Here is a 25,004-nt window from a genome sequence, read left to right on the forward strand (position 1 = left end):
ATTTTGAAAGCTCATGCAGATGCCTCGCGGCGGCGGAATGGGTATCAATGGAAGGCTTTTCGGTGCCCTGTAGGATGAAGGTGTAGGAAAAATTACAGCCAAAAGGTAATTGCGATTAAAATGCGCATTTTTGCGCAGACGACACTGATGACATTTGCCCAGCACAAAAGCACCCGATTCGATCTGATCTGCGCATTCGCCATGTCAACATTTATCGTAATCATTTCATCCGCTTGGCAGGGGAAGATCGGCTTCAACCTTTGGGATGAAGGCTTTTTGTGGTATGGCGCACAGCGTGTCATGCAAGGTGAGGTGCCTCTAAGGGACTTCATGGCCTACGACCCCGGACGGTATTACTGGTCCGCAGCGGTCATGAGCGTGACCGGCGGCAACGGCATCATGGCGCTTCGCTTATCCCTGGATATTTTTCAGGCACTGGGCCTTTTCGTCGGCCTGATCCTCATAGCCAGAGCGGGCCGTTTGCACGGCAAACATTCCTTACCGTTCTTGCTTCTCTGCGGGCTGATCATGGCCAGCTGGATGCTCCCGCGCCATAAAATATTTGACTTGTCGATATCCCTGTTTTTAACGGCCGCGCTTTCCCTTCTCATTGAGAAACCGACAATACGGAGATATTTCCTCGCAGGATCCTGCGTAGGATTTGCTGCATTTTTTGGAAGAAACCACGGCATCTACGGCGCTGCAGGCAGCCTCGGGATTATTGCCTGGCTACAGGTTAAATCAGATGTACGGCCAGCATTATCGAAGGCCTGCGCGTCCTGGATCGCAGGCGTCGTCTTGGGGTTTTCGCCGATCTTATTGATGGTTGCGCTTGTCCCGGGATTTGGCTCGGCGTTCTTTGAAAGCATTCGACTATTGTTTGAAATGAAGACGACAAACATATCGCTGCCTGTTCCGTGGCCCTGGACGGTGGACTTCTCATCGAATACCTTTATCGAGATAGGCCGTCAACTGTTAATAGGTACTTTCTTCCTTCTTCTACCTTTATCAGGTGGCGCAGCGATTTTCTGGCTGATCATTCGAAAAAAACGCGACTGGGCCCTGCCCGCCTCTTTTATCGCCGCCTCCGTTCTTACCATTCCGTACGCTCATTACGCGTATTCGCGTGCGGACGTAGGCCACCTCGCGCAAGGCATATTCCCCTTTCTGGTCGGCAGCCTGACTCTGCTTTCGATACAGTCGAAAAGGCTGAAATGGACGCTCACCCTTGTTCTGGCAGCTGCATCATTTTGGGTAACCTCTGCGTATCAACCGGGGGGGCAGTGCGCCAAGAAAGACCTGTGCACATTCATCGATATCTCCGGGGCTTCCATCGAGGTCGGTAAAAGCACTGCCAGTGACATTGATCTCCTTAGAGCCCTGTCCGCCAAATATGCGCCAAACGACCAAAAAATACTCGTGGCGCCATTTTGGCCGGGAGCCTATTCGTTGCTGGAACGCTCATCTCCGATGTGGACCATTTACGCGTTATGGCCGCGCAGCGTCGACTTTCAAAACAATGAAATAGAACGAATAAAAAAGAACTCACCGACGCTCGCATTCATTTATGACTTCGCTTTGGACGGAAGAGATGACTTGCGCTTCAGAAATACCTACCCCCTGCTCTATAAATACATCCAGGAAAACTTCGAAAGAGTAGCTTATCCTTCTAATCCTGCATACGAAATATACAAGGCAAAAGAGCCGGAAAAATGAAAAAAGTGGCCATCCTGCAATCAAATTACATCCCTTGGAAGGGCTACTTCGACCTGATAGCGGCTGTTGATGAATTTATAATCTATGATGACATGCAATACACCAAAAGAGACTGGCGAAACAGAAACCAGATCAAGACACCACAAGGCGCTCAATGGCTGACGGTCCCGGTATTGGTCAAAGGCAAGTACCATCAAAAAATCCGAGACACTGAAATAAACGGTACTGACTGGGCGGCTGCGCACTGGGCAAGTTTGTGGCAAAACTACAGAAAGTCGCCTTATTTTAATGAGGTCGCCGTCTGGCTCGAACCCTTGTACCGAGACCAGACATATACACACATATCCACCTTGAACAGAGCATTTATAGAAAGCATATGCCAGTACCTTGGTATACAGACAAAGATTAGCAACTGCTGGGATTATCCGCTGGCAGAAGGCAAAACAGAGCGACTTATAAATTTATGCGCCAGCGCCGGTGGCGGAGAGTATATATCAGGTCCATCGGCGAAAAATTATATCGACGATAAACTCTTTCTCGATGCAGACATTAAACTCACCTGGTTTGACTACGTTGGCTACCCCTCCTATCCGCAACTGTGGGGAGAGTTCACCCATGGCGTCACGATTCTTGATCTGTTATTCAATTGCGGCATCAATAGCCGTCAATATATGAGGCATGTCGCGGCATGAAATTATCCATCGTTTCGACACTTTATCGTTCTACTCCTTTTCTTGAGGAATTCCATGGGCGTGTCAGCGGTGCCGCCCGTGAAATAGCCGGCGACGACTATGAAATCATCTTGGTCAATGACGGCTCGCCTGATCACTCTCTCCAGATGGCACTGCAACTGCAGGGCAACGACAGCCACCTGCAGATCGTTGACCTTTCACGGAACTTCGGCCACCACGCAGCGATTGTCGCGGGACTGGAAAACACTCGCGGGGACCATGTCTTTCTGTTGGACTGCGATCTCGAGGAGCAGCCCGAGTGGCTGGCTATGTTCGTTGACAAGATGCGGGAAAGCAAAGCTGACGTTGTTTACGGTGTCCAACAGGAACGCGTGGCTTCACCTGTGTCAAACTTGCTCGGCGAGGCTTTCTGGACGTCGTTGAATTTCATGTCAAACGTGCGTATACCCCATAACCCGATGACCTGTCGGCTGATGACGCGGCAATACGTAGACTCGTTAATGAGCATTGGTGATCGCGTCCTCTACCTGGCAGGAGTCTTTGCTTGGGCGGGCTTTACTCAGGAGCCTCTTGCGCTCAAAAAGACACCACGCCCCAACACCCATAAGTCGACCTATAGCCTGTCGAAAAAACTGTTGCAGGTCGCCGACTCCTTTTCCTCGTTCAGCGTCGCTCCGCTGTCATTGATTTTCTCAACGGGACTATTGATCTGGCTCGGCTCGCTCATCTATGGACTGTTCCTGCTGATTCAGAAGCTGATAAATCCGGAAATCGTACTGTCAGGCTTTACCTCGGTGATGCTTTCATTGTGGTTTCTCGGCGGCACGATCATCCTGTTCCTGGGCATACTTGGCCTTTACGTCGCAAAAATATTCAATGAAGTAAAACGTCGGCCGCTCTATCTCGTTCGCAACGTTTACAAAGGAAATCAAAATGACCAACCGTCTTGACAGCTATCTATCAGCCTACGGTGAAGGCTTTGGTTTCGCGTTCGACAACAATATTATGCTGAACTGGTATCCCGACCGGATCATGCGCCTGTGCAAACCCGGCGACAGCCTGCTGGAACTGGGCATAGGGCACGGATACACCACCCATCGCTTTTCTCGTTTTTTTGGCCGACATGTCGTCGTGGACGGATCCGCATCGGTTATCGAACAGTTCAGTCAACAGTTTCCGGATTGCACTGCCACGGTTGTAGAGTCTTACTTTGAAGATTTTGAACCCGAGCAAAAATTCGATGTAATCGTACTCGGTTTCATTCTGGAGCATGTGGCCGATCCAGAAGCGATCCTGCGCCGCTTCAAACAATTTTTGGCACCAGGCGGCCGCTGCTTTGTCACGGTCCCCAACGGTGAATCGCTACACCGGCGCTTTGGCCATGCTGCAGGCCTGCTGCCTGACATGATGGCGCTGGGAGCCGGCGACCTCGAATTGGGTCATGAGCGCCTCTATTCAGTCGACAGCCTCTGCACGGAACTGAGCAACTGCGGTTATGACATCGTCCGCAAGGAAGGCATTTTCCTCAAGCCGATGACAACTGACCAACTTCTATCTTTGGAACTGGACAGCACGATTGTTCAAGCCATGTGTGAAGTGGGTATCGACTATCCAGAACTCAGCTGCGGTTTATTGTTTGAAGTTCAGGCTGGCACCCCTTGAAAGTCTTGATTATCGGCAGTACGTCCGTCATTGGAAGGTCGCTCGCCACGTGTCTTCTGTCGGAGCACATGGAGGTGAAACTTGCAGGGCGGCGCAACGCAGACATTACCCTGGACCTGAGCGCGTGGGCTGACAGTCCATCAGCCGAGGAAGACTTTGATGTCGTTGTACACACTGCGGCTGATTTCGGTGGTGCCCGTGACGAGGACTTTATCCGCACTGAATTAGTCAACTCGGTGGGGACACTATCGGCCTGCTCGCTGGCAAGCCGTGTCAATGCCAAACACTTCGTGCTGATTTCCTCAATATTTTCTACCTATTCCAGCTTCGACCCATATTATGGAATTTACGCACTGTCGAAACGACATAGTGAGGAAGTAGCACAGTTTTATTGCCAGGAACGAAATATCCCCCTGACCGTGCTTCGCCCTTCTCAGGTCTACGACGATGCGGGCAACTGCCGGACGCATCAGGAGCTGCTCTATCTCATGGCGGACAAGGCACAGAGGGGCGAACCCATCACCCTGTTCGGATCGAACGACGCCACTCGTAACTATCTACATATTGGCGACCTGTCCGAGATAATCAAACGCGTTATTCAAACGCGTCAAACCGGTATATACGCGTGTGCCCATCCGCAATCTTCGCGACTGAGCGAAATGGCTAGCGCAGCCTATCGCGCCTTTGGCACCCAGGATCGCGGAGCAGTTGTTTATTTGCGAGAAAAGGCAGATTTGCTTGACCTGCCACTCTGCACCGAATTTGAGCTCTACTCGAAAATAGGCTATCGACCGCAGATCGCTATAGCAGACGGATACGCCCGCATTAAAGACTATAGAGAGAGATGGTCATGACAACGGTATTGGTAACAGGAGTGGGCGCGATCATGGGGTATGGACTGCTCCGCTCTCTTAGGCTTTACGATCGCAAGCTACGCTTGATAGGGACCGATATCTTTCCCGATGCTGTGGGCCAGGCATGGTCTGATGCCTTCGAGCAAGCGCCCTTTACGAACAGCGAACTTTATATGCAGTGGCTCAACGAGGTCATCGAAAAGCACAATGTCGATCTGGTCATTCCGGGAATCGAACAGGATGCTCAGCGTCTGTCCGTCGAGCGTGGCATCCTCTCGGGGCTAAACTGCAAGTTCGCACTCAACAATCCTGACCTTGTCGAGCTGACGCGTGACAAATGGGCAATGCACCAAGCGCTACTGGCGCGAGATGATGCCTCGCGCATACCCAGTTACCTGACGGGGGACTTCAACACTCTACGCGAACTGTTGAATATCCCTTTCATCCTCAAGCCAAGGAGAGGTTATGCATCCAAAGGCCTGGTCAGAGTCGAGTCCGAGAGCGACTTTGCCATGCATCAGGCTCAGCTCGGGGAAGACCTGATGGCACAGCCACTGGTTGGCTCCGACGATGATGAGTTCACCATAGGTGTGTTCGGCGACGGAACCGGTGCTGTTTGCGCATCCATCAGTTTGCAGCGTCATCTATCCAGAGAAGGGGCGACCGCTAAAGCTCGGGTGGTGCGGGACGAAAGCCTGGATGCGGTGGTGGCTCGCTTGTGCAGGCACTTCAAACCTGTCGGCCCGACGAATCTGCAATTTCGACGCGATAATGGTGAATGGAAGCTTTTGGAGATCAATCCTCGAGTGTCCTCTACCAGTTCGATCCGAAACGCATTCGGCTATAACGAAGCCGCAATGTGCGTAAACTATTATCTGAACGGCCAGCGACCTTCTCAGCCTGAAATAAAGAACGGCTTCGCTACCCGCTTCATTGAGGACCATGTGGTTTATGATCGGGATCATTTCTGACATTCACGGTAACCACGTTGCCCTTGAAGCCGTACTTTCCCGCTTGGATGAGTTGGGAGTTTCGCAAGTCATTTGCCTAGGCGACGTCGGGGGCTACTACTGCGAAATCAATGAATGCTGTGAAACATTGCAAAAGCGGCAAATATTTACGCTCATGGGCAACCATGACTGGTATTTAGCCACCGGAGAAAGTTGCCCACGCTCGAACAGCGTAAATGTTTGCCTGGATTACCAGCGCAGCGTGATCAACGCGCAGAATAAGCAGTGGCTGGCCTCTTTGAAACCACAGGCGACGATCGGCGCATTGGATATCGTCCATGGCGGTTGGAACGACCCTCTGGATGAATACATGGTGCCAAGCGAGAGCTATTTTTCTCACAGGGATGGCACGTTATTCGCCTCTGGCCACACTCATGTGCCTTGTGTCTGGAAAGGCCTACACAAAAGCTATTGCAATCCAGGCTCGGTTGGCCAGCCACGGGACGGTGACCCAAGAGCGTCTTTCGCGCTGCTTGATGACAATGAGTTCACGCTGCACCGTATTGAATACGACATTGGCAAGATCCAGGAAAAAATGAAAGAAGCCGGGTTTACTCCTTATTTTTACGAGAACCTTTCAAAAGGTTCCAGAATGGGTGGGAAAATCGATTCCCTGGAAGGGTTGCTTTAATGAGCCGCTTGCTCGATTACCTTTATATTCTGGCAACCATCTTCTTCACAGTTTATGGTCAGCTTATTTTAAAATGGCGTATTAGCAAGTTTGGCCCACTTCCGACGGAAACGTTCGAAAAGCTTAAGTTCGTTCTTGCATTGCTATTTGATCCGGCGATTTTTTCCGGATTTGCGGCTGCGTTTCTGGCCTCCTTGGCATGGATGGCGGCCATGACAAAATTCGATCTCAGCCACGCTTATCCATTCATGAGTTTGAACTTCGTTGTCGTACTGTTTTTGAGCGGCTGGCTGTTAAGCGAGCCCATCACATTACAAAAAGCATTTGGTGTGGCCTTGATTGTCATGGGGACTGTGGTCGCCGCGCGCGGTTGATCAAATTTCCTACACGCGAAGAAAACAAAGTAATTCGTGCTGGTCGTGCGCACACAGCCAGACGACGGAGATCAGAAACATGAGCGACAACATTCCGTTCAACTTTCCCCATATGACGGGCAAAGAGCTTTATTACATCGCTGAGGCCCATTTCAATGGCCGACTGGCCGGTGACGGACCGTTCACCAAGCTCTGCCACAGCTGGCTCGAACAGCGTACCGGATGCAGCACAGCGCTACTGACGCATTCATGCACGGCTGCACTCGAGATGGCAGCGCTTCTCCTGGATATCGAGCCGGGAGACGAAATCATCATGCCGTCATACACTTTCGTTTCGACTGCAAACGCATTTGTTCTGCGCGGTGGCGTCCCGGTCTTCATTGATGTACGTGAAGACACATTGAATATGGATGAGCGGTTGATAGAAGCTGCAATCACTCCTCGCACCCGAGCGATCGTGCCTGTTCACTACGCCGGGATGGCCTGTGAGATGGACTCGATCATTTCCATCGCAAAACGCTACGACCTGAGGGTGATCGAAGACGCAGCCCAGGGAGTGATGGCCAGCTACAAGGGACGCGCACTTGGCAGTATTGGAGACTTGGGGGCCTACAGTTTCCATGAAACCAAGAATGTTATTTCGGGGGAAGGAGGCGCACTGCTGGTCAACGATCCGAAACTCGCATTGCGCGCAGAAATCATTCGTGAAAAAGGCACGGATCGCAGCCGTTTCTTCCGTGGGGAAGTCGATAAATACACTTGGCAGGAAGTAGGTTCATCGTTCTTGCCCGGCGAACTTATCGCGGCATTTCTGTGGGCGCAACTGGAAGAAGCTGACCGCATAACTCAAGCGCGTCTTTCCAGCTGGGACCGTTACCACGAGCTATTGGCACCACTGGAAGTTGAAGGTTTGTTGCGTCGCCCTATCGTGCCAGACGATTGTCAGCATAATGCGCATATGTACTATGTTTTGCTTTCGCCTGAAATTGATCGTCAGGTTGTTCTCAATGAACTGAAATGCAATGACATTTGGTCTGTTTTCCACTACGTGCCTTTGCACTCCTCCCCCGCGGGAAAGCGCTACGGCAGAACAAGCGGCGAGCTCAGCGTGACAGATCGCCAGTCCGAAAGCCTGATTCGACTTCCGTTGTGGGTTGGCCTTAGAAACGAACAGCAGGACCGGGTGATCGAGACCATCAACAAGGTACTCAAACGCTAGTGTTCCCTCGAACCGAGCAGCTTTCAGCAGCAATCTGACAGACAGAAAAAGGGCTATTCACAATAGCCTTTTTTCAGCTCTCTATCGACTTGCAGCTTAACGCAGCGAGTCTATCAAGCTCGACGCCAACTGCTTCGCGTGTTGACGCAGCTCAGGCACAGCGGTCGCTTCCCAATAGTTTGCCTTGAGCATTGGCCCAACATAATGGAGCCATGTGAACGCATTGCCCTGACAATCTTCGACGGCCAGCCGGTCATCGACAACCAGTCCCAGACCGAGTGGATCGGCCTGGATCAGACCGTCTTCCCTCATTTGAGTAATCAGCTTGTCATTAACACGAGCCAAATTGGTATTTGGCCCGGTGCAATTGATGACCCGGGCAACCTTGAGTGGTTGAATCCGCTCCCCACCACGCAGCGTTACATCAACGGTAATCTCGGCGCCTACTAAACTTATGTTCTTGACTCGCCCTGCCAGCAATTGAACCTGTCCTGCCAACACTGCCTTTTCGAAGCGCTGATAGGCCGCCGGTGCCACTCGATGCCGATGAACATCCCAGTAAGGTTGAACGTGACGCAGAAAGCGGCGTCGCTCGACTTCTGATAAGCGCTGCCACAACCGCGGCGTAGCTGTGCGGATAACCGCCAGCACGTCGCGCCAATCCAACCCTTGAGGCTGCGCCTCGCGGACAGCATTACGCACGATACGCACATATTTGAGCACTTTGGCAGGGCCGCGCAGCAGATCATCGACCAATTGAGCCGAAACCTCATGTGACGGACGCTGAGGCCGATGGGGCAACGGGCGCAAGCCACGTCTGGACACCATGTAAATGGGCCCACGGTGCCCTTGCTGCATCAACGCCAGCGAAACATCAAGCGCCGTAAGTCCTGTTCCCACCAGCAGCACCGGAGCATTCTCATCAATGGGGTCAGAATGGCGACTGGACCAAGGGTCGGCCTGGAACTGTTGCTCGGACGCGATACGAGCGAAGCCACAGGGATCGGCAGGAGCGAAGTTGCCAAAGGCCAAGACTACCTGGTCTGCCTTCAGGCACTGACCATCAGCCAACTCCAGCTGGGCCCCCTCTCCATCAGGCCGCAGGCAGTTCACTTCGCAAATGATCCGCTCCAGCGTGACGCCGCTCGCACATTGCTTTTCAGCAGCATCCAGTACAGCCGTCAGATACTCGCCATACAGCTTACGCGGGACAAAGGAAGATGCCGTATGTGCGGGATCGTAGGATTGGCAAAACCGTAAAAAATGCTCTGGCTCATCAACATAGGCACTCATGTTTCCTGCTGGCACGTTCAGCAAGTGCAGAGAGCTGTTTGTGCCGTATGCCAGACCGCGCGCCATCGCCCCGGAACGATTGATAAGCACCAATCGAACCCCGGTGACACTGTTGCGCAGAAACTGTGCCGCCGTGACCGCTCCACTGAAACCGGCACCAATGATCACTACCGTTTTCATTGACCAGACCTTTTGTCCAGATAGTCCAAAACACGCTCGATAGAGATCGCCAGAGGCTCATCAATGGTGTTGATAGTGATATCTGGAGCGACGGGCTTTTCGTAAGCGGAGTCGATCCCGGTGAAATTTTTGATCTGCCCGGCTCGAGCTTTACTGTACAGCCCTTTAGGGTCGCGCCGCTCACACTCCGCCAGGGAAGTGTCCACGAACACCTCGATGAACTCTTCAGTTCCGATCACGTCACGCGCCATTGCTCTATCCCGATGGAAGGGCGATATGAACGCGGTGATGACGATGAGGCCGGCATCGACGAGCAGCTTGGATACCTCTGCAACTCGTCGAATATTCTCGACACGGTCGGCATCTGCGAAGCCGAGATCCTTGCAAAGCCCCATACGTAGATTGTCGCCATCAAGCAGAAAGGTGTGCCGACCTTTTCCGACCAGAGCCTGTTCCAGCGCGTTGGCAATCGTCGACTTGCCCGCGCCGCTCAACCCCGTGAGCCAAATGACGGCAGGCCGTTGCCCCTTAACCTGAGCTCTCATTGATGCACTGATTGCAGTCGTGTGAAAAACCAGATCCTTACTCATACGAAACCTTAATTGAACAAGTCGTCCAGAGGTCCACCAGCAAACTGGCGGACCTACTGCAGATTATGCGTGTGCCAGCAGACGATCACGCATGGCCTTGATACGGGCTTCGCATACTTGATAAGACTCGCTACCGAGCAAATCCGTACGCTGCTGTTCATCAGTGAGCGCGAGCGTGTGCGCGTCGCACCCAACCCTATGAATGTAGTCGCCAATAAAGCCGCAGGTGCGCAACGAAGCCCAATCCGTTCCGGTCCGAGTGAACAGTTGCATCGTCAAGTAATAGTCTTCCATGTACTTCATGTCATCGAAATACGTCACTGCCTCAAGATCACACTTGTCCAGATCCAGAAGAAAGCTGTGCAACGGCGCGTGATTATGCTCCACGAAATCTCGATAGGTTTCACCATAGTCGTAAATCTTCTCGCGCTTGATCGTACAGCCGGTCGTCGCATCCACCATGGTTGAATACACACGCGCAAACGTCGCATTCTTGCCGCTCGACTTGATTTGCTCCAACAGCGCCGCATAAGCCGTGGGAAACAGCATGTCATCGTAATCGAGAAATGCTGCATAACCGTGTCCGACTGCCTTCAGCGCATCGTTCAGCATCAGCGAGCGCAGATCCGGCTTTTGCTCGGTCGAAAAGTAACGCCGAATGACGGGTTTGAAATCGTTATCCCAAGGCAGCCTGGCCAGTTCCTTTTCCAGTACAGCCATCTCGTCGTCGTTCATGTCCTGAATGGCCAGAACCGGTTTGACCTGACAACCGGATTGGGCGATCAGGGACAGAAGCGCATTGATCAACGAGGCTCTTTCACCCCGCCGATGGTAGCGCATGATGGTCGTCACCGAATCGAGCGTCGCCGACGTACCGGCAACTTCGGGCATAAGTCGCAAACATGTCGCGTCGCAGCAGATCTTGTAACCCGATACCTCAACGTTCGGGCGCAATACCATGCTGGCAACCTGATCGGCTTCGATCATGAAGTTGACAGTGGTTTCGCCCTGTACAAAGTCAGGATCGTTACGCAGGTTGGCGGATACCGCAAAACCCTTATGCCGTATCGCCATTTTCAGCATCAACTCGATGCTGTCTGCGGGAAACAGGCAAATATCACTGAACTCCAGAGTAAAATCCGCAGCATCGGCAACATGAGGGGTCACTTTCACCCCTTGGCCCTGCAAGGCCTTGAACACCTGGTCGCTTTGAATCGTGACCGAGCACTGCTGGAACACTCCGGAACTGGCAAGACACTTCAAGAACTTGTTTTGCGTTGCAGGCTCAGCCTCCAATCGCAACATGGCCTCGGCATTGAAGACGATATCAAGTTTCAGGTCGCTGATGGCAACATGGTCGATTGCCGTAAAGGGCTGGCCGGACATCGCACGCCCAATGGAGTTGAGATAGCCATAACCAAATCGGGTATCCGGCTCAAGGTGCGCGCCTTCGGCCCACTCGTTCCAGGCATTGATCACGACGAAACGACGATCTTCCGGCAGATACTGCTCGGAGTAGTCGATGAGACGCTCGACCCAACTCTGGAATTTGGAAGTCGTGAAATTATCCAACACATAGGCCCTGGTACCGTAGCGCGCGGTATTGTCCCAGGTCGGAACCAGAGAACGGAACAAGGTGAAGTCCTTGCCCAGGTCTTGCTCCATGTAGTGATCGGCGACCTCTGTGTAATTGAGCACGCTACCTTCAAGCGGCCAATATGGGCGCAATTGACTTCGGGTGTCAGCCACCGCATCACCAGTCCAGTCGTGCAGAACCCGCTCAATGGCAGCATCCATGCCATAGTGTTGCGGATCGGTTGCACCGCGGGTCAGCGTAGCGACGACATAAGGCGCTTTGACGCCCGCCTTCTCGCACTCCTCACGCCAGATAGCAATGTACCGTTCGCAATGCTCGATCGATGACGGGCGGTAAACCGACAGCTTCGGACGACCGTCTACCTTGATGTAACGCTCATCCTTGAAGAATGGAATGAGATAACGGATGAAGTCACGCGCGTCGTCTTCCGAGTACACCTGCCCAAGCAGAACTTCCTGCTCGTTACCATCCCAGCGACGAGTCCAGTTTTCATTCGCCCAGCAGAAGCAGAACGGCATGTCGATTTGTGGATTGGCCAGCAGCATTTGTGCGGGCTTTTCCAGAATCATGCGCCCGGTAAACCAGTAGTGATAGAAAATCAGGCCATGAACGCCAGACTTCTTCATCATCTCGGCCTGTCGCATCAACTGCGCCGTGCCGTCCAGATGGTAGTAACCGATGTCCTGATGAGGAACGTGCTGTTGATAGTGCCCATAAAAAAGCGGGTTGGCTGAACGAACCTTGTACCACTCGGTAAACCCTTCACCGTGCCACTCATCGTTTTCAGGCGTTGGGTGGAACTGTGGCAAGTAATACGCCAGCACCTTGATCGTGTCGTGCACGATGGAAGCGGAATAATCGGACTGTGGCTCGTAATAAGCCAGGGGCTCGCGCGAAAGCTGCGGGGATTGCAACTGATAGTTGCGGCCTTCTTGCGCGGCACTGCAGATTAGCAGCAAGCGCTCCAGGCTGCGGGTCAGGCAATCGGCCTCAGGCGCGGCAAAGTCTTCGTACTGAAGATCCAGACCAATAAAATCGCTGATGGCACTCAAGCGAGCCCAGAACATTCCGACGTGGGGGAATTCCGCGCTCGCGAAAGGGACATCATCCACCCCGAGATGTTTTGCCAATGCCGTGGAGAGAACACCGCGAGCATCGCTCCAGCCGGCTTCGACGCTCAGAGCTTCCTCTGGCTGTAGTTCAACCGGGAACACCACTTTAGCGTCGTTGCCGAGCAGATCGAAAATCTGCCCAACGCTGGCTGGCGAACCGCACAGCAGATCCATTCGATCAACGGTCCCGGTATGTTGACCAGCCATATCATGGAAGTGCGCAACATAGTCGTAACCCACCAACCGGCTGCCGAACTGGATAATCAATGGGGCGAAATGAGCACTCGCCGCCGGGACCGTTTCTACCTCCAGCTTGCGTAGCATCGGCACGGCGTCTCGCAACAACCTGTCGTCGATTTTTGCCGTCCCGGCAAGAGAAATGAACAGGTCGAATTCGACAGGAATTTGCTTGAGGTAATCTGACCAAGTCGAGGAAACGGCCCCTTCGTGCAAATGCAGATGAACGGCGACCATGGCCGAGGCCGGCGTGGAAACTTCCTGCAAATAGGGGTCCAGGTAATAAGGTACGACTTTTAGTACCTCATATTCGGTCAGTGCGATCTCGTTCAGAGGCTCCGGCACTTTGCTCACGGCCAAGCGTTTCTGATGGCGTTTGACGGCACGCGCAGCGATTGCGATCGCATGACGCAACCCGCCGCGGCGCGCCTCGCGAACAAAACGCCCGAGCAACTGTGGCTGTTGGGAGACCAGATTCAGCAACTGGACAACAGTCCGATGACGGCCCAACTTACGTGACAGGTGATAGATTCGACCTTTGGTGTCGAAAATCGGCCGGCCTTCATAATAACCGTGGCGCAAGTAGTGAATCAGCGGATTGATACGACGCAGCCGAACATCTGCGTAGTGCTCAAGATAGGCATTGCTGGAAAAGCCGGCCGAAGGATCGCGCCCCTCACGCCAGCCATGTTCGAGATAGTGCCACAGCGGATCGACGCCGGCCGCCCGAACGTCGTCGTAAGTGGTCAAGTAATAATTAGCGTCGAACAATTCACTTTCAGCGGGATTATCACCGCGATATCGCAATCCGAATCGCTCAGCCATATGCAGCACGAGCGATTTCAGAAGAAAACGTCCTGACGCATGGCGTTGCAGATCAGACTGCAGGCTTTGAATCGATCGCTCGGAATCAGCCAAAACGCCCTTTACCGCTTCCACCTGGTTTTCAAGTGCGCGCTCACGCGACTCCAGATTCACGTATTCAGATGCAAGCGTGCTGTGAAGCGTTTGGAGATGCCTGTACTGGGCAAAAAGTTCATCATGGCGCGAAGCCAAATCGCCGTGTGCGCTCTCAAGAGCGCTGTGCCGGGACTCCAGATCGACGACCCCGGCCTTGATTGTCTGTACATGCTGCTCGGATAGAGCCGCTTGTTCGGCGAGGCGCAGGCTCATCTCGGCGCTTTGATCCTCGAAGTGACGCATCAGTCGATAGGCTGGCAATCGCTCCAGCATGTTGCGGTGAAGTTCATCGAGTACCGCATCGAGCGTCTTATCATCAGCACGTGTGTCCTGGGAAAGCTCAAGAAGCAGGTTGCTCAGTTTCAACACGTCGACCGGTACCGCCGGGTCCTTGCTGAGTTCTTGGGGAGTGAAGATATTGTGCTGCAATCCACGCTCAAGAAACTTGTGCTGGTATTCGACGAACTCAGGTCCTTGCGGATCAAACGGCAGCCCAAGCGAAGCCGACATGCGCTGCAACTGCTTCTCGGGCTCTTGCAGCATCAGGTCGTAATTTACAAAAACACGTGAAGTGCCCTTGCTATGCTTCAGGCTGAACAGCATGTGCTCCAGCCAGAGAAAGTAACCCTTTTCAAGTTCAAATCCATTTCGCTTAACCAGCGAATGGGCGACACTTTTTGGATTGCGGAAAGCGACGACGTAGCTGACTTTCAACTCAAGTGCTGCGAAAACCGATTGCCAGAAGGGCAGAAGCCTCGCCATGCGGGGATCCTTGACGCCGAAACACTCAATGCCCGCAAGCTTGCTACGCAGTAACTCGATCGCGCGAACCTTTTGCTCCTGAGCGACGCTCGACTCCAACTCTTCCGGCAAGATAGGTGTCAGCGTATGCCAGTCATGCCCCAACGCTTTGAGCAACTCGACATTGAAATCGGTGACAGCTGCGTCTTCAAAAAAACCTTTCTCATTATTGCCCTGCTCGGCTGACAAAAGATTGCCGCCGAGATCGACACCAAGAACTTGTAACCCACGAGTAATGGCACTTGTTCCGCTGCGGTGCATGCCCAGAACTACGACTATTTGTTTATGTTCCATAAGATTAATTATGCTCAACACTTGAAATGGTAAAAGCTGAAATGCACTTGAAATCTACAGTCCCGGTCGCGGTAATCGCGTTCTCCGGAAGAACACGGAACAGGCATGCATCAATCAAGCGGTGGAGGTAGGTTTCACCCTCTCCGACCACGCCTACCACGCCGCAATTAAGGAAGTAGGTTCCGGGGTTCAAGTTGCATTCAAATGCGAATTCAACCTCGATTTCCGTGTCTGTCGGCACGTAAGTAATAGCGTCCTGGGTCGTTGCAGAACTGGCCGCCCCGCCGATTTCGATACCCGCCAGCGTTTTAATCATCATGCCAAAGCGCACCGCCACGGCACCTGTTGAAAACGCAACCCGGTAGGTGTAACGGTAGGTATCGCCGCGCTTGAGACAATTGACCTGCTTGCCGGATGCATTGAGGATCCGCGGCTCACTGATCAAAACACCGTGAGACTCGTAGGACATCGTGCTTTTGGAAACGATATGAGGATCAAAATACTCCTCCAGACCGTTGTCCGTCGCTTGCGATACCTCGACAGCAATGGCCGAGCGCTTTGCTTCTCGCTCCAGTTCAAGGCGCTCAAGGCCGCCGGACTTGATCGCCTCACGAATGGAAATGACTTTGTCGCTCGGCGCGTACAACAACTTCTGGTACTGTCCGACGATGACTTTCGGCACACCCTCCGCCAGCTTCTCGCCTTTATCCAGGAGAATGGCACGGGTGCACAGTTCGATGACTGCGCTTCCGGAGTGAGAGACGAACAGAATAGTGGCGCCGCTGGCCTTGATCGCTTCGATACGCGCAAAGCACTTACGTTGAAATAACTCGTCACCGACAGATAATGCCTCGTCGACAATCAGTATTTGCGGGTCAACGTTGATCGCCACCGCAAACGCCAGACGCACCATCATGCCGCTGGAATAGGTCTTGACCGGCTGTTCGATGAACTCACCAATCTCAGCGAACGCTTCGATTTCCGCGAAACGAGCGTCGGTTTCCTCTCTTGTAAGCCCAAGGACCGCAGCATTCATGTACACATTTTCGCGGCCGCTGAATTCCGGGTTGAAGCCGGACCCCAGTTCCAGCAAGGCGGCAACTCGACCGTGAGTCATGATGTCGCCGTGTGTCTGGTTGAGTGTTCCGCAAATCATTTGCAGCAGCGTGGACTTACCGCTGCCGTTGCGCCCAAGTATCCCGACGGTTTCACCTTTGTTGATGGTGAACGAAACGTCCTGCAACGCCCAGAACTCGCGAAAATACTGTCTCTTTCCACGCGCGAACATTTGCAGCAACCGATCTCTCGGTTTGTCGTAGATATGGAAACACTTGCTCAGATTGTTAACGACAATTGCGGTATCAGAGGACATCGGCGAACCCTTTACGCGTTTTTTGGAACCACGCAAATCCTAGCCAGAAGACAAGGGCTGCAGCGATATAGTAGAAACCTAAATTAACGAAGCTCGGCAATTCTCCACGGAAAAGAAGAGCACGAGCGTCCTCGATCGCCGGAGTCAGAGGATTCAGGAAAAGCAAGTGCTGGTACTGTTCAGGCAACGCGGTGATCGGATAAAAAATGGGAGACAGGAACATCAGCACTGACGTACAGACACCGATAATCTGTCCAACGTCTCGGAGGTAGACACCCATCGAGGCGAGAAACCAGACCAGGCCAACAACAAAAATCATCAAAGGCGCGAGAAACACCGGTAACAACAGCACGGTATATTGCAGTTTCCCGAAAAATATTGAATAGGCGACCAGCCAGACGCTGAGACTGACTAAAAAGTGAAACAAAGCGGCACCCAATGTTACCCAAGGGAGTATTTCCAGTGGAAATACGACCTTCTTTACATAATTGACGTTGCCGATGATCAAGCCGGGCGCTCTGTTTATGCACTCTGAAAAAAGGTTGAACACGATCAGGCCGGCAAACAGCATAAGCGCAAACTCGGTTTTCGAACTGCTATCGACACTCCATCGGGCCTTGAATACGACACTGAAGACAAACGTGTAAATCACCAGCATGACAATAGGATTGAACAGCGACCACAGCATTCCCATGATCGAACCGCGATAGCGCCCGACAATTTCCCGCTGCACCAATGCGCGGATGAGGCCTCTATTGCGCCAGATGCTGTTCAGCATCTCCTTTGGCGATGTAGAAAAATTCAGCATTGTGCAAAAACCTCAAAAAATCCGAAGAAGTTTGACTTCCCCAGTGAATTTTCTCGCCCGATTATCACTTGAATTACCACATTTCTATTCCTGAAAAGAGCCAGGTTCGACTTCGCGTCAGATTCCATTGAACATCGCTGCCAAAACCAACCCAAGATTGCCCCATGAGGACTGCCGGTAAACTCCTGATCGTCGCAACCAGTTGAGCCGGGCCAACCCACGCGAACTCCGCGCTCGCTTGAATAAGTCCAGACTTGTCCGATTTTCTTCATTCAACAGGCACTGAATCGAGTCCAGTGCCGCAATATTCCTCTCATTCCACCCGCGAAAACGGCCGCGAAACAGCATGCGTACGCGCTTCAACTGCTTGCTCACTCCCGCAGTAGAACCTATGAGATTGGTGTCGTGCTGACGATAGAGGATTGTCGGGCAAACGTCGTAAAACACCTGCCCCCCAACCCCCGAAACAAGCAAATAAGCCCACCAGTCATGGGAGACAATATCCAGATCGGCCCCTGCTCGCTGGAACAACTGACGGGCAGCATCGTTGAAGACCATTGTGTTCCCGCCGCCAACGCTTTGCACCAGTGCGTTGGCAAACCCAACGGGGCGCTGGAGCAAGGGTGAAAAACCGATACGGGCACCATGCTCGTCGATTAACTGTGTCCTGCCGCAATAAAGGGCAGGTGTGAGCTGCGAGACTTCAGTTAGCCGCTGCAGCGCTGACTCCAGCTTGTTTTCCTGCCAGATATCGTCTTGGTCGGCCCAGGCATAGAACTCGGATTTAACAGATCCGTCGCAGGTGACGTCGAGGAAGTTCGCGGCGTAGCCACGGCCTGGGCCCTGCCGCACCAACAGCTTGCCATCGCCCCAGCGCTCAGCATATTCGCGCACTATTTCCAGAGTAGAGTCGATAGAGCCGTCATCCGACACCACTACCACCCAGTGCGGATAGGTTTGAGTTGCGATGGACTCAAGTTGCTGAGCCAGAAATCGCTCGCCATTAAAAGTGCACAGCAGAATTGCAACACGCCCCGCACACGCGACGCCTGCTTGCACAGGATCGCTGGGACTGAATACCTGAGAAAGGGGGGCTACCACCGAGCACTCCATCGCTGAAATGATAAAATTTCACCTGCGTCAATTCGTTCAACACAAGCACACGCTCGACGGGAATGCCAACCATTACCTGATCGGCCCCCCGGAGAACTTCCCGCTGCAAAAAAGGCGTAATTATAGTGAGGGAGCATTGCCATTTGATAGCCCAGAGACATTATCGATTCGCACGCAACTGAAGCGGCGACCGATGACAGAGGCAATCCGGATCATTTCTCTCCCTCCGAACGTAGCCGCCGCGGCGATGTAGGGTATCAAGCACCCCTCTGACGAAAAAGGGTGGCAGTCTGCCAACAACCAGACCAAGGCCTCCCCCTTCAGCGCGCTGCTGGAGAGTTTCAAAGGCGCGATTGTGCAAGATAATGCTCTGCTGTTTGCTCTAACGCCTTATCCATACCAATCACAGGCTGCCATCCCAGAATGGCGCAGGTATCACTGATATCAACCTGCAACGAACCGCACAATCGACAGGCAATTTCCCGACGACCAAGCAGCGAGGCGCACGCAGTCACCACCCAGGAGGGAACCGTCAGCAAGGACGCCCTGACCTTCAGCGCAGCCGCCATTCGCCCAAGCAATTGCGACGTGGATAAATCGTCCCCATCACTGACCAGAAATATATTGCCTGCGGCCTGTGGGTGGTCAATACAGACATTGATCAGGTCTACGAGATTGCCGATCGAAACCAGGCTGCGTTTATTGTGTATCCCCCCCAAAGGCAACGGCACGCCGCGTGCCAGCCAGCGCATCATACTCAGAAAGTTTGCCTTGACGCCCGGACCATAGACCAGTGGAGGCCGAATGATTACCAGCTGCATGCCGGTTTCGGCGCTGATCTTCTTTAACGCATCCTCTGCTTCTCGCTTGGAAATCCCGTACGGATCGACAGGAGCTGGTGCGTCGCTCGCCTTGAAGGGAAACCCCGGCGCTGTCACCTCCCCGTTAACCTTGACTGAGCTGATATAGATAAATCTCCCGACTCCCGCTTGCGCGGCACTTCGGGCCAGACGAATAGTGCCCTCGACATTGACCCGACGATATTCTGCCAATGCGTCCGCGGCGCAGTCCTGCATGACGTGCACGCGCGCCGCACAATGCACTACGACCTGGATGCCGCTGAGCGACGGCTGCGCACACGCATCATCCAGATCAAAAAGCTCAACGCGACACAACCCCTTCAATCTGGACTCACTGCGCACCGCGGCAACAGGAGTTTTTTTTCGGTCACGCAGCAATCGGAACACGACGGCCTCCCCTACCAGACCGGTCGCCCCCGTAACCAATACATGAGGATGGCTCATCTGGCTCGGCTTCCAATCAACGCAGCAGCCCAGCAAATACAAAAGAAGAACAGTTTGTCGCGCGCCCTGCGCCGGCATTGCCTGGCGCTGAATGAAAGCTTCACCAGTTGCCAGCGCCGCAAAGTCAACCATTGCCCGACGAACGCGTCATGTTCAAGTCGATTCAAACGGGCGATGCACCTGACTTGTGCAAACCACCACCCGTCAAGAATCGTCTTGTATCGAGAGATCAGGGAACCGATACCGGTATTGGCCCCCACCTGGTTCCGTTCGTGCTGACGATAATTCATGGAAGGCCGCGGATCGATAAACCACTTGAACCCGCGACTGCGAGCAAACGCATAGCAATACCAGTCATGAAGACTGACACGCTGCACTTCACCCCAATTGGCAAGTATAGAGGCCTTGAGTTGGGTGGACAGCTCATGAGTGAATACGTACGTACAACCAGGTCCGGCGGCCTCGAACAGGAAGTCCCAGGCTACCTGAGGCTGTGCCTTGTCCAGCAAATGTCTGCGACCGTCCGGCCAGAACGCTATGACGTTACTGGAATAGGCGTCCACATCTCGGTTTCCGATTTCGAGAATGGCCCGCTCAAGCTTCTCCGGATACCAGACGTCATCCTGATCTGCAAACGCAACGTAATCGAATTCATCGAGAGCAACATCGCGGATCAATCTGAAAAAATTGCGGGACGCTCCTCCAAAAATACCGTCGCACGGAAGTACCGAAACACAGGGGTGCCGGGACGCATAGGCCAGACACCAGGCTTCGGTTCCATCGCTGGAGGGATCAACACTGATATGTACGACTACCTCGACCCCAGACTGCTCAAGAATCGAATTCAATTGCTCTTCGATCCACTGAATACCATTAAAGGCGGCCAGCAAAACCGCAACCTTCGGACGTTTTACTGGCATGGCTTTCCTGCTCGGACTAGGTTGAACCTTCTCACTCGATACGGTCGGAACAATCGAATCAGTGAGAAGGCGAATCCAACAGCTTTTGCAGGTATTGCCCGTAGCCGGTTTTCTTCAGGGCTTCTGCCTGCATAGCCAATTGCTCAGCCGTAATCCAGCCACTGTGATATGCGATTTCTTCCAGACAGGCCACCTTCAATCCTTGGCGCTGTTCGATGGTATGGACGAAGTGGCTCGCTTCAAGCAGTGAATCGTGAGTTCCCGTATCCAGCCAAGCGAAGCCGCGGCCGAGCATTTCGACGTTGAGGGTCTTCTGCTCCAGGTACGCACGGTTAACATCAGTGATTTCCAGCTCGCCACGCGGAGATGGTTTGATGTTCTTGGCAATCTCGACGACCTGGTTGTCGTAGAAGTACAGGCCAGTCACCGCGTAGCTGGACTTTGGCTTCAGCGGCTTCTCCTCAATACTCAGCGCTCTACCCGTTGCATCAAACTCTACGACACCAAAACGCTCTGGGTCAGATACATGGTAACCAAAGACGGTTGCGCCATGCTCTTGAGTGCTGGCAGACCGCAAGTTTTCCGAAAAGTGTTGACCATAGAAAATGTTATCTCCCAAGATCAGACAGCACGGATCTTTGCCGATAAACTCTTCACCGATGATGAACGCTTGCGCCAGGCCATCAGGGCTAGGCTGTTCAGCGTAGGTGAGTTTGATACCGTACAGGCTGCCATCGCCTAGTAACTTGCGAAAGCACGGTAAATCCTCAGGGGTGGAAATGATAAGAATCTCGCGCATCCCCGCAAGCATAAGTACCGATAACGGATAAAAGATCATCGGCTTGTCGTAGATCGGCAACATCTGTTTCGACACGCCCAGAGTCAACGGGTGCAGGCGCGTGCCCGAACCACCTGCGAGGATGATGCCTTTACGATTTGTCGTGGTCATTTGTTCAGAACTTCCCTAAGCATTCGGGTTACACCACTTTGCCAATCCGGCAAGTGTAGAGAAAAATTGTCTCGCAGTTTCCGAGTACTCAAGCGCGAGTTCAGAGGGCGTCGTGCAGGTGTCGGATAGTCCGTTGTTTCGATCGGATTGACCGCCGTCACTACCAACTCCTCGCCGTGGGCTTTGGCGAAGTCAATGACATGGCTGGCATAGCCATGCCAGGACACCTCGCCCGCAGCGGCCAAGTGATAGAGGCCAGCCAACTCTGGACGCTTGATAACTTGCTGAATAGCCAGCGCCGTGACGTCGGCAATCAGATCAGCCCCGGTTGGCGCGCCGATCTGGTCCGCAATGACGCTCAACGTTTCGCGGTCTTTCGCCAGCCGCAGCATCGTCTTTGCGAAGTTGTTACCGCGAGCACCATAAACCCAGCTCGTGCGAAAGATCAGATGCTTGCAACCCGATGCGACAATTGCCTGTTCACCGGCGAGCTTGCTGGCGCCGTAATGGTTCACCGGCGCGACAGCATCTGTCTCCTGCCACGGCGCTACGCCTTGGCCACTGAAGACGTAATCCGTTGAATAGTGAATCAGCCATGCGCCCAGCGCTGCGGCCTCTTCTGCCATAACGCCACTCGCAAGGCCGTTTACGCGATCCGCCAACTCGGTTTCCGACTCAGCTTTGTCGACCGCCGTATAGGCAGCAGCATTGACGATAACGTTGGGCTTTACCTGACGAATCGTTGCGCGCAAAGCCTCAAGATTGGACAGATCACCGCTAAGGCCATCAACAAGATGACGATCAAGCGCCACCAGCTCACCAAGCGGCGCCAGGGAGCGTTGCAGCTCCCAGCCCACTTGGCCGTTCTTACCCAGCAGAAGAATTCTCATGCTTTGTTCGAGCGATCCGCATAGTTCTGGTCGATCCACTGCTGGTAGCTGCCGCTCTTCACGTGCTCTACCCATTCAGTGTTATTCAGATACCACTCGACCGTCTTGCGTATGCCGGTTTCAAACGTCTCTTCAGGTGTCCAGCCCAGCTCACGCTGGATCTTGCTCGCATCAATTGCATAACGCACGTCATGACCAGGACGATCCTGAACATAAGTAATCAGGCTGGCATGAGGGCGGTGGGCAGAATCCGGACGCAACTCATCGAGCAACGCACACAGGGTATGCACTACTTCAATGTTTTGTTTTTCGTTATGACCGCCGATGTTGTAAGTCTCACCGATGACGCCTTCGGTGACGACTTTGTACAACGCACGGGCGTGATCTTCGACATACAGCCAGTCACGAACCTGATTACCCTTGCCATATACAGGCAGCGGTTTGCCTTCCAGCGCATTGAGAATGATCAGCGGGATCAGCTTCTCTGGGAAGTGGCATGGGCCGTAGTTGTTCGAGCAGTTGGTCACCAGTGTTGGCAGGCCGTACGTGCGGGCCCAGGCGCGAACAAGGTGATCGGAGCTTGCCTTGCTGGCCGAGTATGGCGAGCTTGGCTGGTACGGCGTGGTTTCGGTGAAGAGGTCTTCCGGACCTTCGAGGTCTCCGTAGACTTCGTCAGTCGAAATGTGGTGGAAGCGGAAGTCGGCTTTGCGGGTGACGTCCAGCGCAGTCCAGTAATGGCGCGCGGCTTCGAGCAGCGTGTAAGTGCCAATAATATTGGTCTGGATGAACTCGGACGGGCCGGAGATCGAGCGATCGACGTGGGATTCTGCGGCCAGGTGCATGATTGCATCTGGTTGATGTTCACGCAGGACACGATCGATCTGTCCACGGTCGCAGATATCGACGCGCTCGAATGCATAACGCGAATTCTGGCTGACATCTGCCAGGGACTCCAGATTGCCGGCGTACGTCAGCTTATCGACGTTAACGACCGCATCGGAAGTGTTGGAGATGATGTGACGGATGACTGCCGAGCCAATGAAGCCGGCGCCGCCGGTAACTAGAATTTTCACGCGAAACGATACCCTTGAGCTGCGGACAGCGCTGCCAGTGAGCGCGGTCTAATCCATGAATGCAGAAGCCACTCGCCGTTGGCATCCGTCAGAGTCAGTCTGAATCGACATGCGTAAAGGCACGATCGAACAAGGGACGCATTTTACAGCTTAATGATGGTTTTACTAATGGATAAAGACAGGCTGAGGCGCAATTTCGACAGATGCCCTGCACCTGTCGTTATCAGACCAGTCGCTTGCGCGCCGCTCTGGACGAGCGTCCCAGAAACCAGCCCAGCAGCGGCCCGATCAACATGCCGATAAGCAATGCCAACACCACGACCAGTGACACTGGCAACTGCGGCCCGGAAAAACCCAGAAACAAAAGCGCGACCGATTGCTGGTTCTCCAGCACGAACGCCAGGACGACCAGAACCATTAATAGAAGAAATACGCCAAGCAATATGCGCTTCAGGTTACGCATTCACGCCCCCTTGAATTTGAGTAGCGAAGATCAAGCGCCCTCCTCCTCTTCCTCATTCACACGATCACGCAATTCCTTGCCCGGCTTGAAATGCGGAACGAATTTACCGTCCAGACTGACCGACTGGCCGGTCTTGGGATTGCGGCCGACACGTGGCGCGCGGTAGTGCAGGGAGAAGCTGCCAAATCCACGGATCTCGATGCGATCACCGGTGGCGAGGCACTGAGACATTTGTTCAAGCATGGTCTTGATGGCCAGCTCCACATCCTTGGATGAGAGTAGCCCTTGATGGGTGACAATTCGTTCGATCAACTCCGACTTCGTCATATTTTTCCCTTCTTTTTCAAGCAGCTAGATCAGCGCTTGAAAGGTTTTAGCATGCCCGGAAGATTTTGAACAGCCCAGGGATTGACATATCTTCGCCAGCGTCAAAACGCCCATTTTCAGGGCATCGAATCGATGCCGGGCGGCAGTCACGCACTTAACGACAGATCACCAACATGGTCCTGGTCAGGTAACCTGCCGGGTTGAACCCAAACGGATATTCATCTTCATCCTTGGCATCGTCTGACCGCGTGACGACCTTGTAGCCCGCCCCCTTGCACTCCTTCGCAGCGCGCTTGTGGCACTTCTCCCAGCCAGAACCCAGCCCGGAGCAGTCGACCTCGATACCGCTTACACCACGCACGGCATGGGTCTTTGCACTGGTCGTGCAACCCGCCAATGCCAATATCGCTGCAACGACAATCAACTTGTTCATCCACTTCCTTATGCCAGGTCAAGCCCGACGCTTACACGCTTAGACGAAGCTTAGTCGCGAATAGGCGATTGATCCGATTAAAGAAACAGACCCGCAAGCGAAGCGATTGGTTTCACGGCCAAGCCGTATT

The 25,004-nt window shown here is 53.4% G+C and carries 23 protein-coding genes; 9 read left to right on the plus strand and 14 right to left on the minus strand.

Features of this window, described 5'->3' with window-relative positions; all coding sequences use genetic code 11:
- The first annotated feature begins 120 nt into the window (after positions 1–120).
- The 9 genes from HU755_RS12780 to rffA all read left to right on the plus strand — a co-directional run bounded on the left by HU755_RS12780 (position 121) and on the right by rffA (position 8,158).
- Complete coding sequence (locus tag HU755_RS12780; protein ID WP_238349990.1) at positions 121–1,716, plus strand: hypothetical protein; 1,596 nt, start codon at positions 121–123, stop codon at positions 1,714–1,716.
- Positions 1,713–2,408: a WbqC family protein gene (locus HU755_RS12785; protein ID WP_186633072.1), complete on the plus strand. Its 696-nt coding sequence runs from the start codon at positions 1,713–1,715 to the stop codon at positions 2,406–2,408. The genes HU755_RS12780 and HU755_RS12785 overlap by 4 nt, the downstream gene beginning before the upstream one ends.
- Positions 2,405–3,358 (plus strand): glycosyltransferase family 2 protein, encoded by a 954-nt coding sequence (locus HU755_RS12790; RefSeq protein WP_186633075.1) that lies wholly within the window; start codon positions 2,405–2,407, stop codon positions 3,356–3,358. The genes HU755_RS12785 and HU755_RS12790 overlap by 4 nt, the downstream gene beginning before the upstream one ends.
- Positions 3,342–4,070 carry a bifunctional 2-polyprenyl-6-hydroxyphenol methylase/3-demethylubiquinol 3-O-methyltransferase UbiG gene (locus HU755_RS12795; RefSeq protein WP_186633078.1) on the plus strand — a complete coding sequence of 243 codons (729 nt, stop codon included), beginning with the start codon at positions 3,342–3,344 and terminating at the stop codon, positions 4,068–4,070. The genes HU755_RS12790 and HU755_RS12795 overlap by 17 nt, the downstream gene beginning before the upstream one ends.
- Positions 4,067–4,924: an NAD(P)-dependent oxidoreductase gene (locus HU755_RS12800; protein ID WP_186633081.1), complete on the plus strand. Its 858-nt coding sequence runs from the start codon at positions 4,067–4,069 to the stop codon at positions 4,922–4,924. Before HU755_RS12795 ends, HU755_RS12800 begins: the two co-directional genes overlap by 4 nt.
- Positions 4,921–5,895, plus strand: a complete 975-nt coding sequence (locus HU755_RS12805; RefSeq protein WP_186633084.1) for an ATP-grasp domain-containing protein — start codon at positions 4,921–4,923, stop codon at positions 5,893–5,895. Before HU755_RS12800 ends, HU755_RS12805 begins: the two co-directional genes overlap by 4 nt.
- Positions 5,876–6,565: a metallophosphoesterase gene (locus HU755_RS12810; protein ID WP_186633087.1), complete on the plus strand. Its 690-nt coding sequence runs from the start codon at positions 5,876–5,878 to the stop codon at positions 6,563–6,565. Before HU755_RS12805 ends, HU755_RS12810 begins: the two co-directional genes overlap by 20 nt.
- Positions 6,565–6,939: an EamA family transporter gene (locus HU755_RS12815; RefSeq protein ID WP_186633090.1), complete on the plus strand. Its 375-nt coding sequence runs from the start codon at positions 6,565–6,567 to the stop codon at positions 6,937–6,939. Before HU755_RS12810 ends, HU755_RS12815 begins: the two co-directional genes overlap by 1 nt.
- A 79-nt stretch (positions 6,940–7,018) precedes the next feature.
- Positions 7,019–8,158, plus strand: a complete 1,140-nt coding sequence (gene rffA, locus HU755_RS12820; RefSeq protein ID WP_186633093.1) for a dTDP-4-amino-4,6-dideoxygalactose transaminase — start codon at positions 7,019–7,021, stop codon at positions 8,156–8,158.
- A gap of 96 nt (positions 8,159–8,254) precedes the next feature.
- Here rffA and HU755_RS12825 read toward each other — a convergent pair whose 3' ends face one another.
- The 14 genes from HU755_RS12825 to HU755_RS12890 form a co-directional block, all read right to left on the minus strand.
- Positions 8,255–9,631, minus strand: coding sequence for an FAD/NAD(P)-binding protein (locus tag HU755_RS12825; protein WP_186633097.1), 1,377 nt, complete (start codon positions 9,629–9,631; stop codon positions 8,255–8,257).
- A complete protein-coding gene (gene cysC, locus HU755_RS12830; protein ID WP_186633100.1) occupies positions 9,628–10,221 on the minus strand; it encodes an adenylyl-sulfate kinase in 594 nt (197 codons plus the stop codon). Before cysC ends, HU755_RS12825 begins: the two co-directional genes overlap by 4 nt.
- A 63-nt stretch (positions 10,222–10,284) precedes the next feature.
- The gene (locus HU755_RS12835) at positions 10,285–15,222 is read right to left on the minus strand and encodes a glycoside hydrolase family 99-like domain-containing protein (protein WP_186633103.1); all 4,938 of its coding nucleotides are present in this window, start codon (positions 15,220–15,222) and stop codon (positions 10,285–10,287) included.
- 4 nt (positions 15,223–15,226) lie between these two features.
- On the minus strand, positions 15,227–16,594 hold the full coding sequence (locus HU755_RS12840; RefSeq protein WP_186633107.1) for an ABC transporter ATP-binding protein: 1,368 nt from the start codon (positions 16,592–16,594) through the stop codon (positions 15,227–15,229).
- Entirely contained in the window at positions 16,584–17,402 is an 819-nt protein-coding gene (locus tag HU755_RS12845) for an ABC transporter permease (protein WP_186633110.1), read from the minus strand. Before HU755_RS12845 ends, HU755_RS12840 begins: the two co-directional genes overlap by 11 nt.
- A gap of 117 nt (positions 17,403–17,519) precedes the next feature.
- Positions 17,520–18,503, minus strand: a complete 984-nt coding sequence (locus HU755_RS12850) for a glycosyltransferase family 2 protein (protein ID WP_346655434.1) — start codon at positions 18,501–18,503, stop codon at positions 17,520–17,522.
- A 353-nt stretch (positions 18,504–18,856) separates the two neighbouring features.
- Positions 18,857–19,819: an SDR family oxidoreductase gene (locus tag HU755_RS12855; protein ID WP_186633117.1), complete on the minus strand. Its 963-nt coding sequence runs from the start codon at positions 19,817–19,819 to the stop codon at positions 18,857–18,859.
- On the minus strand, positions 19,816–20,739 hold the full coding sequence (locus HU755_RS12860) for a glycosyltransferase (protein WP_186633119.1): 924 nt from the start codon (positions 20,737–20,739) through the stop codon (positions 19,816–19,818). Before HU755_RS12860 ends, HU755_RS12855 begins: the two co-directional genes overlap by 4 nt.
- 58 nt (positions 20,740–20,797) lie before the next feature.
- Positions 20,798–21,688 carry a glucose-1-phosphate thymidylyltransferase RfbA gene (gene rfbA / locus HU755_RS12865; protein ID WP_186633122.1) on the minus strand — a complete coding sequence of 297 codons (891 nt, stop codon included), beginning with the start codon at positions 21,686–21,688 and terminating at the stop codon, positions 20,798–20,800.
- On the minus strand, positions 21,685–22,578 hold the full coding sequence (gene rfbD / locus HU755_RS12870) for a dTDP-4-dehydrorhamnose reductase (protein ID WP_186633125.1): 894 nt from the start codon (positions 22,576–22,578) through the stop codon (positions 21,685–21,687). Before rfbD ends, rfbA begins: the two co-directional genes overlap by 4 nt.
- Complete coding sequence (gene rfbB / locus HU755_RS12875) at positions 22,575–23,651, minus strand: dTDP-glucose 4,6-dehydratase (RefSeq protein WP_186633128.1); 1,077 nt, start codon at positions 23,649–23,651, stop codon at positions 22,575–22,577. The genes rfbD and rfbB overlap by 4 nt, the downstream gene beginning before the upstream one ends.
- A gap of 223 nt (positions 23,652–23,874) precedes the next feature.
- A complete protein-coding gene (locus HU755_RS12880) occupies positions 23,875–24,114 on the minus strand; it encodes a lipopolysaccharide assembly protein LapA domain-containing protein (RefSeq protein WP_186547043.1) in 240 nt (79 codons plus the stop codon).
- Between the two features lie 30 nt (positions 24,115–24,144).
- Positions 24,145–24,441 (minus strand): integration host factor subunit beta, encoded by a 297-nt coding sequence (gene ihfB / locus HU755_RS12885; protein WP_007950920.1) that lies wholly within the window; start codon positions 24,439–24,441, stop codon positions 24,145–24,147.
- 154 nt (positions 24,442–24,595) lie between these two features.
- Positions 24,596–24,874: a hypothetical protein gene (locus HU755_RS12890; protein ID WP_186547042.1), complete on the minus strand. Its 279-nt coding sequence runs from the start codon at positions 24,872–24,874 to the stop codon at positions 24,596–24,598.
- Positions 24,875–25,004 lie beyond the last annotated feature (130 nt).

It is taken from the genome of Pseudomonas sp. SWRI111 (assembly GCF_014268555.1).
Taxonomy (GTDB): Bacteria; Pseudomonadota; Gammaproteobacteria; order Pseudomonadales; family Pseudomonadaceae; genus Aquipseudomonas; species Aquipseudomonas hamedanensis.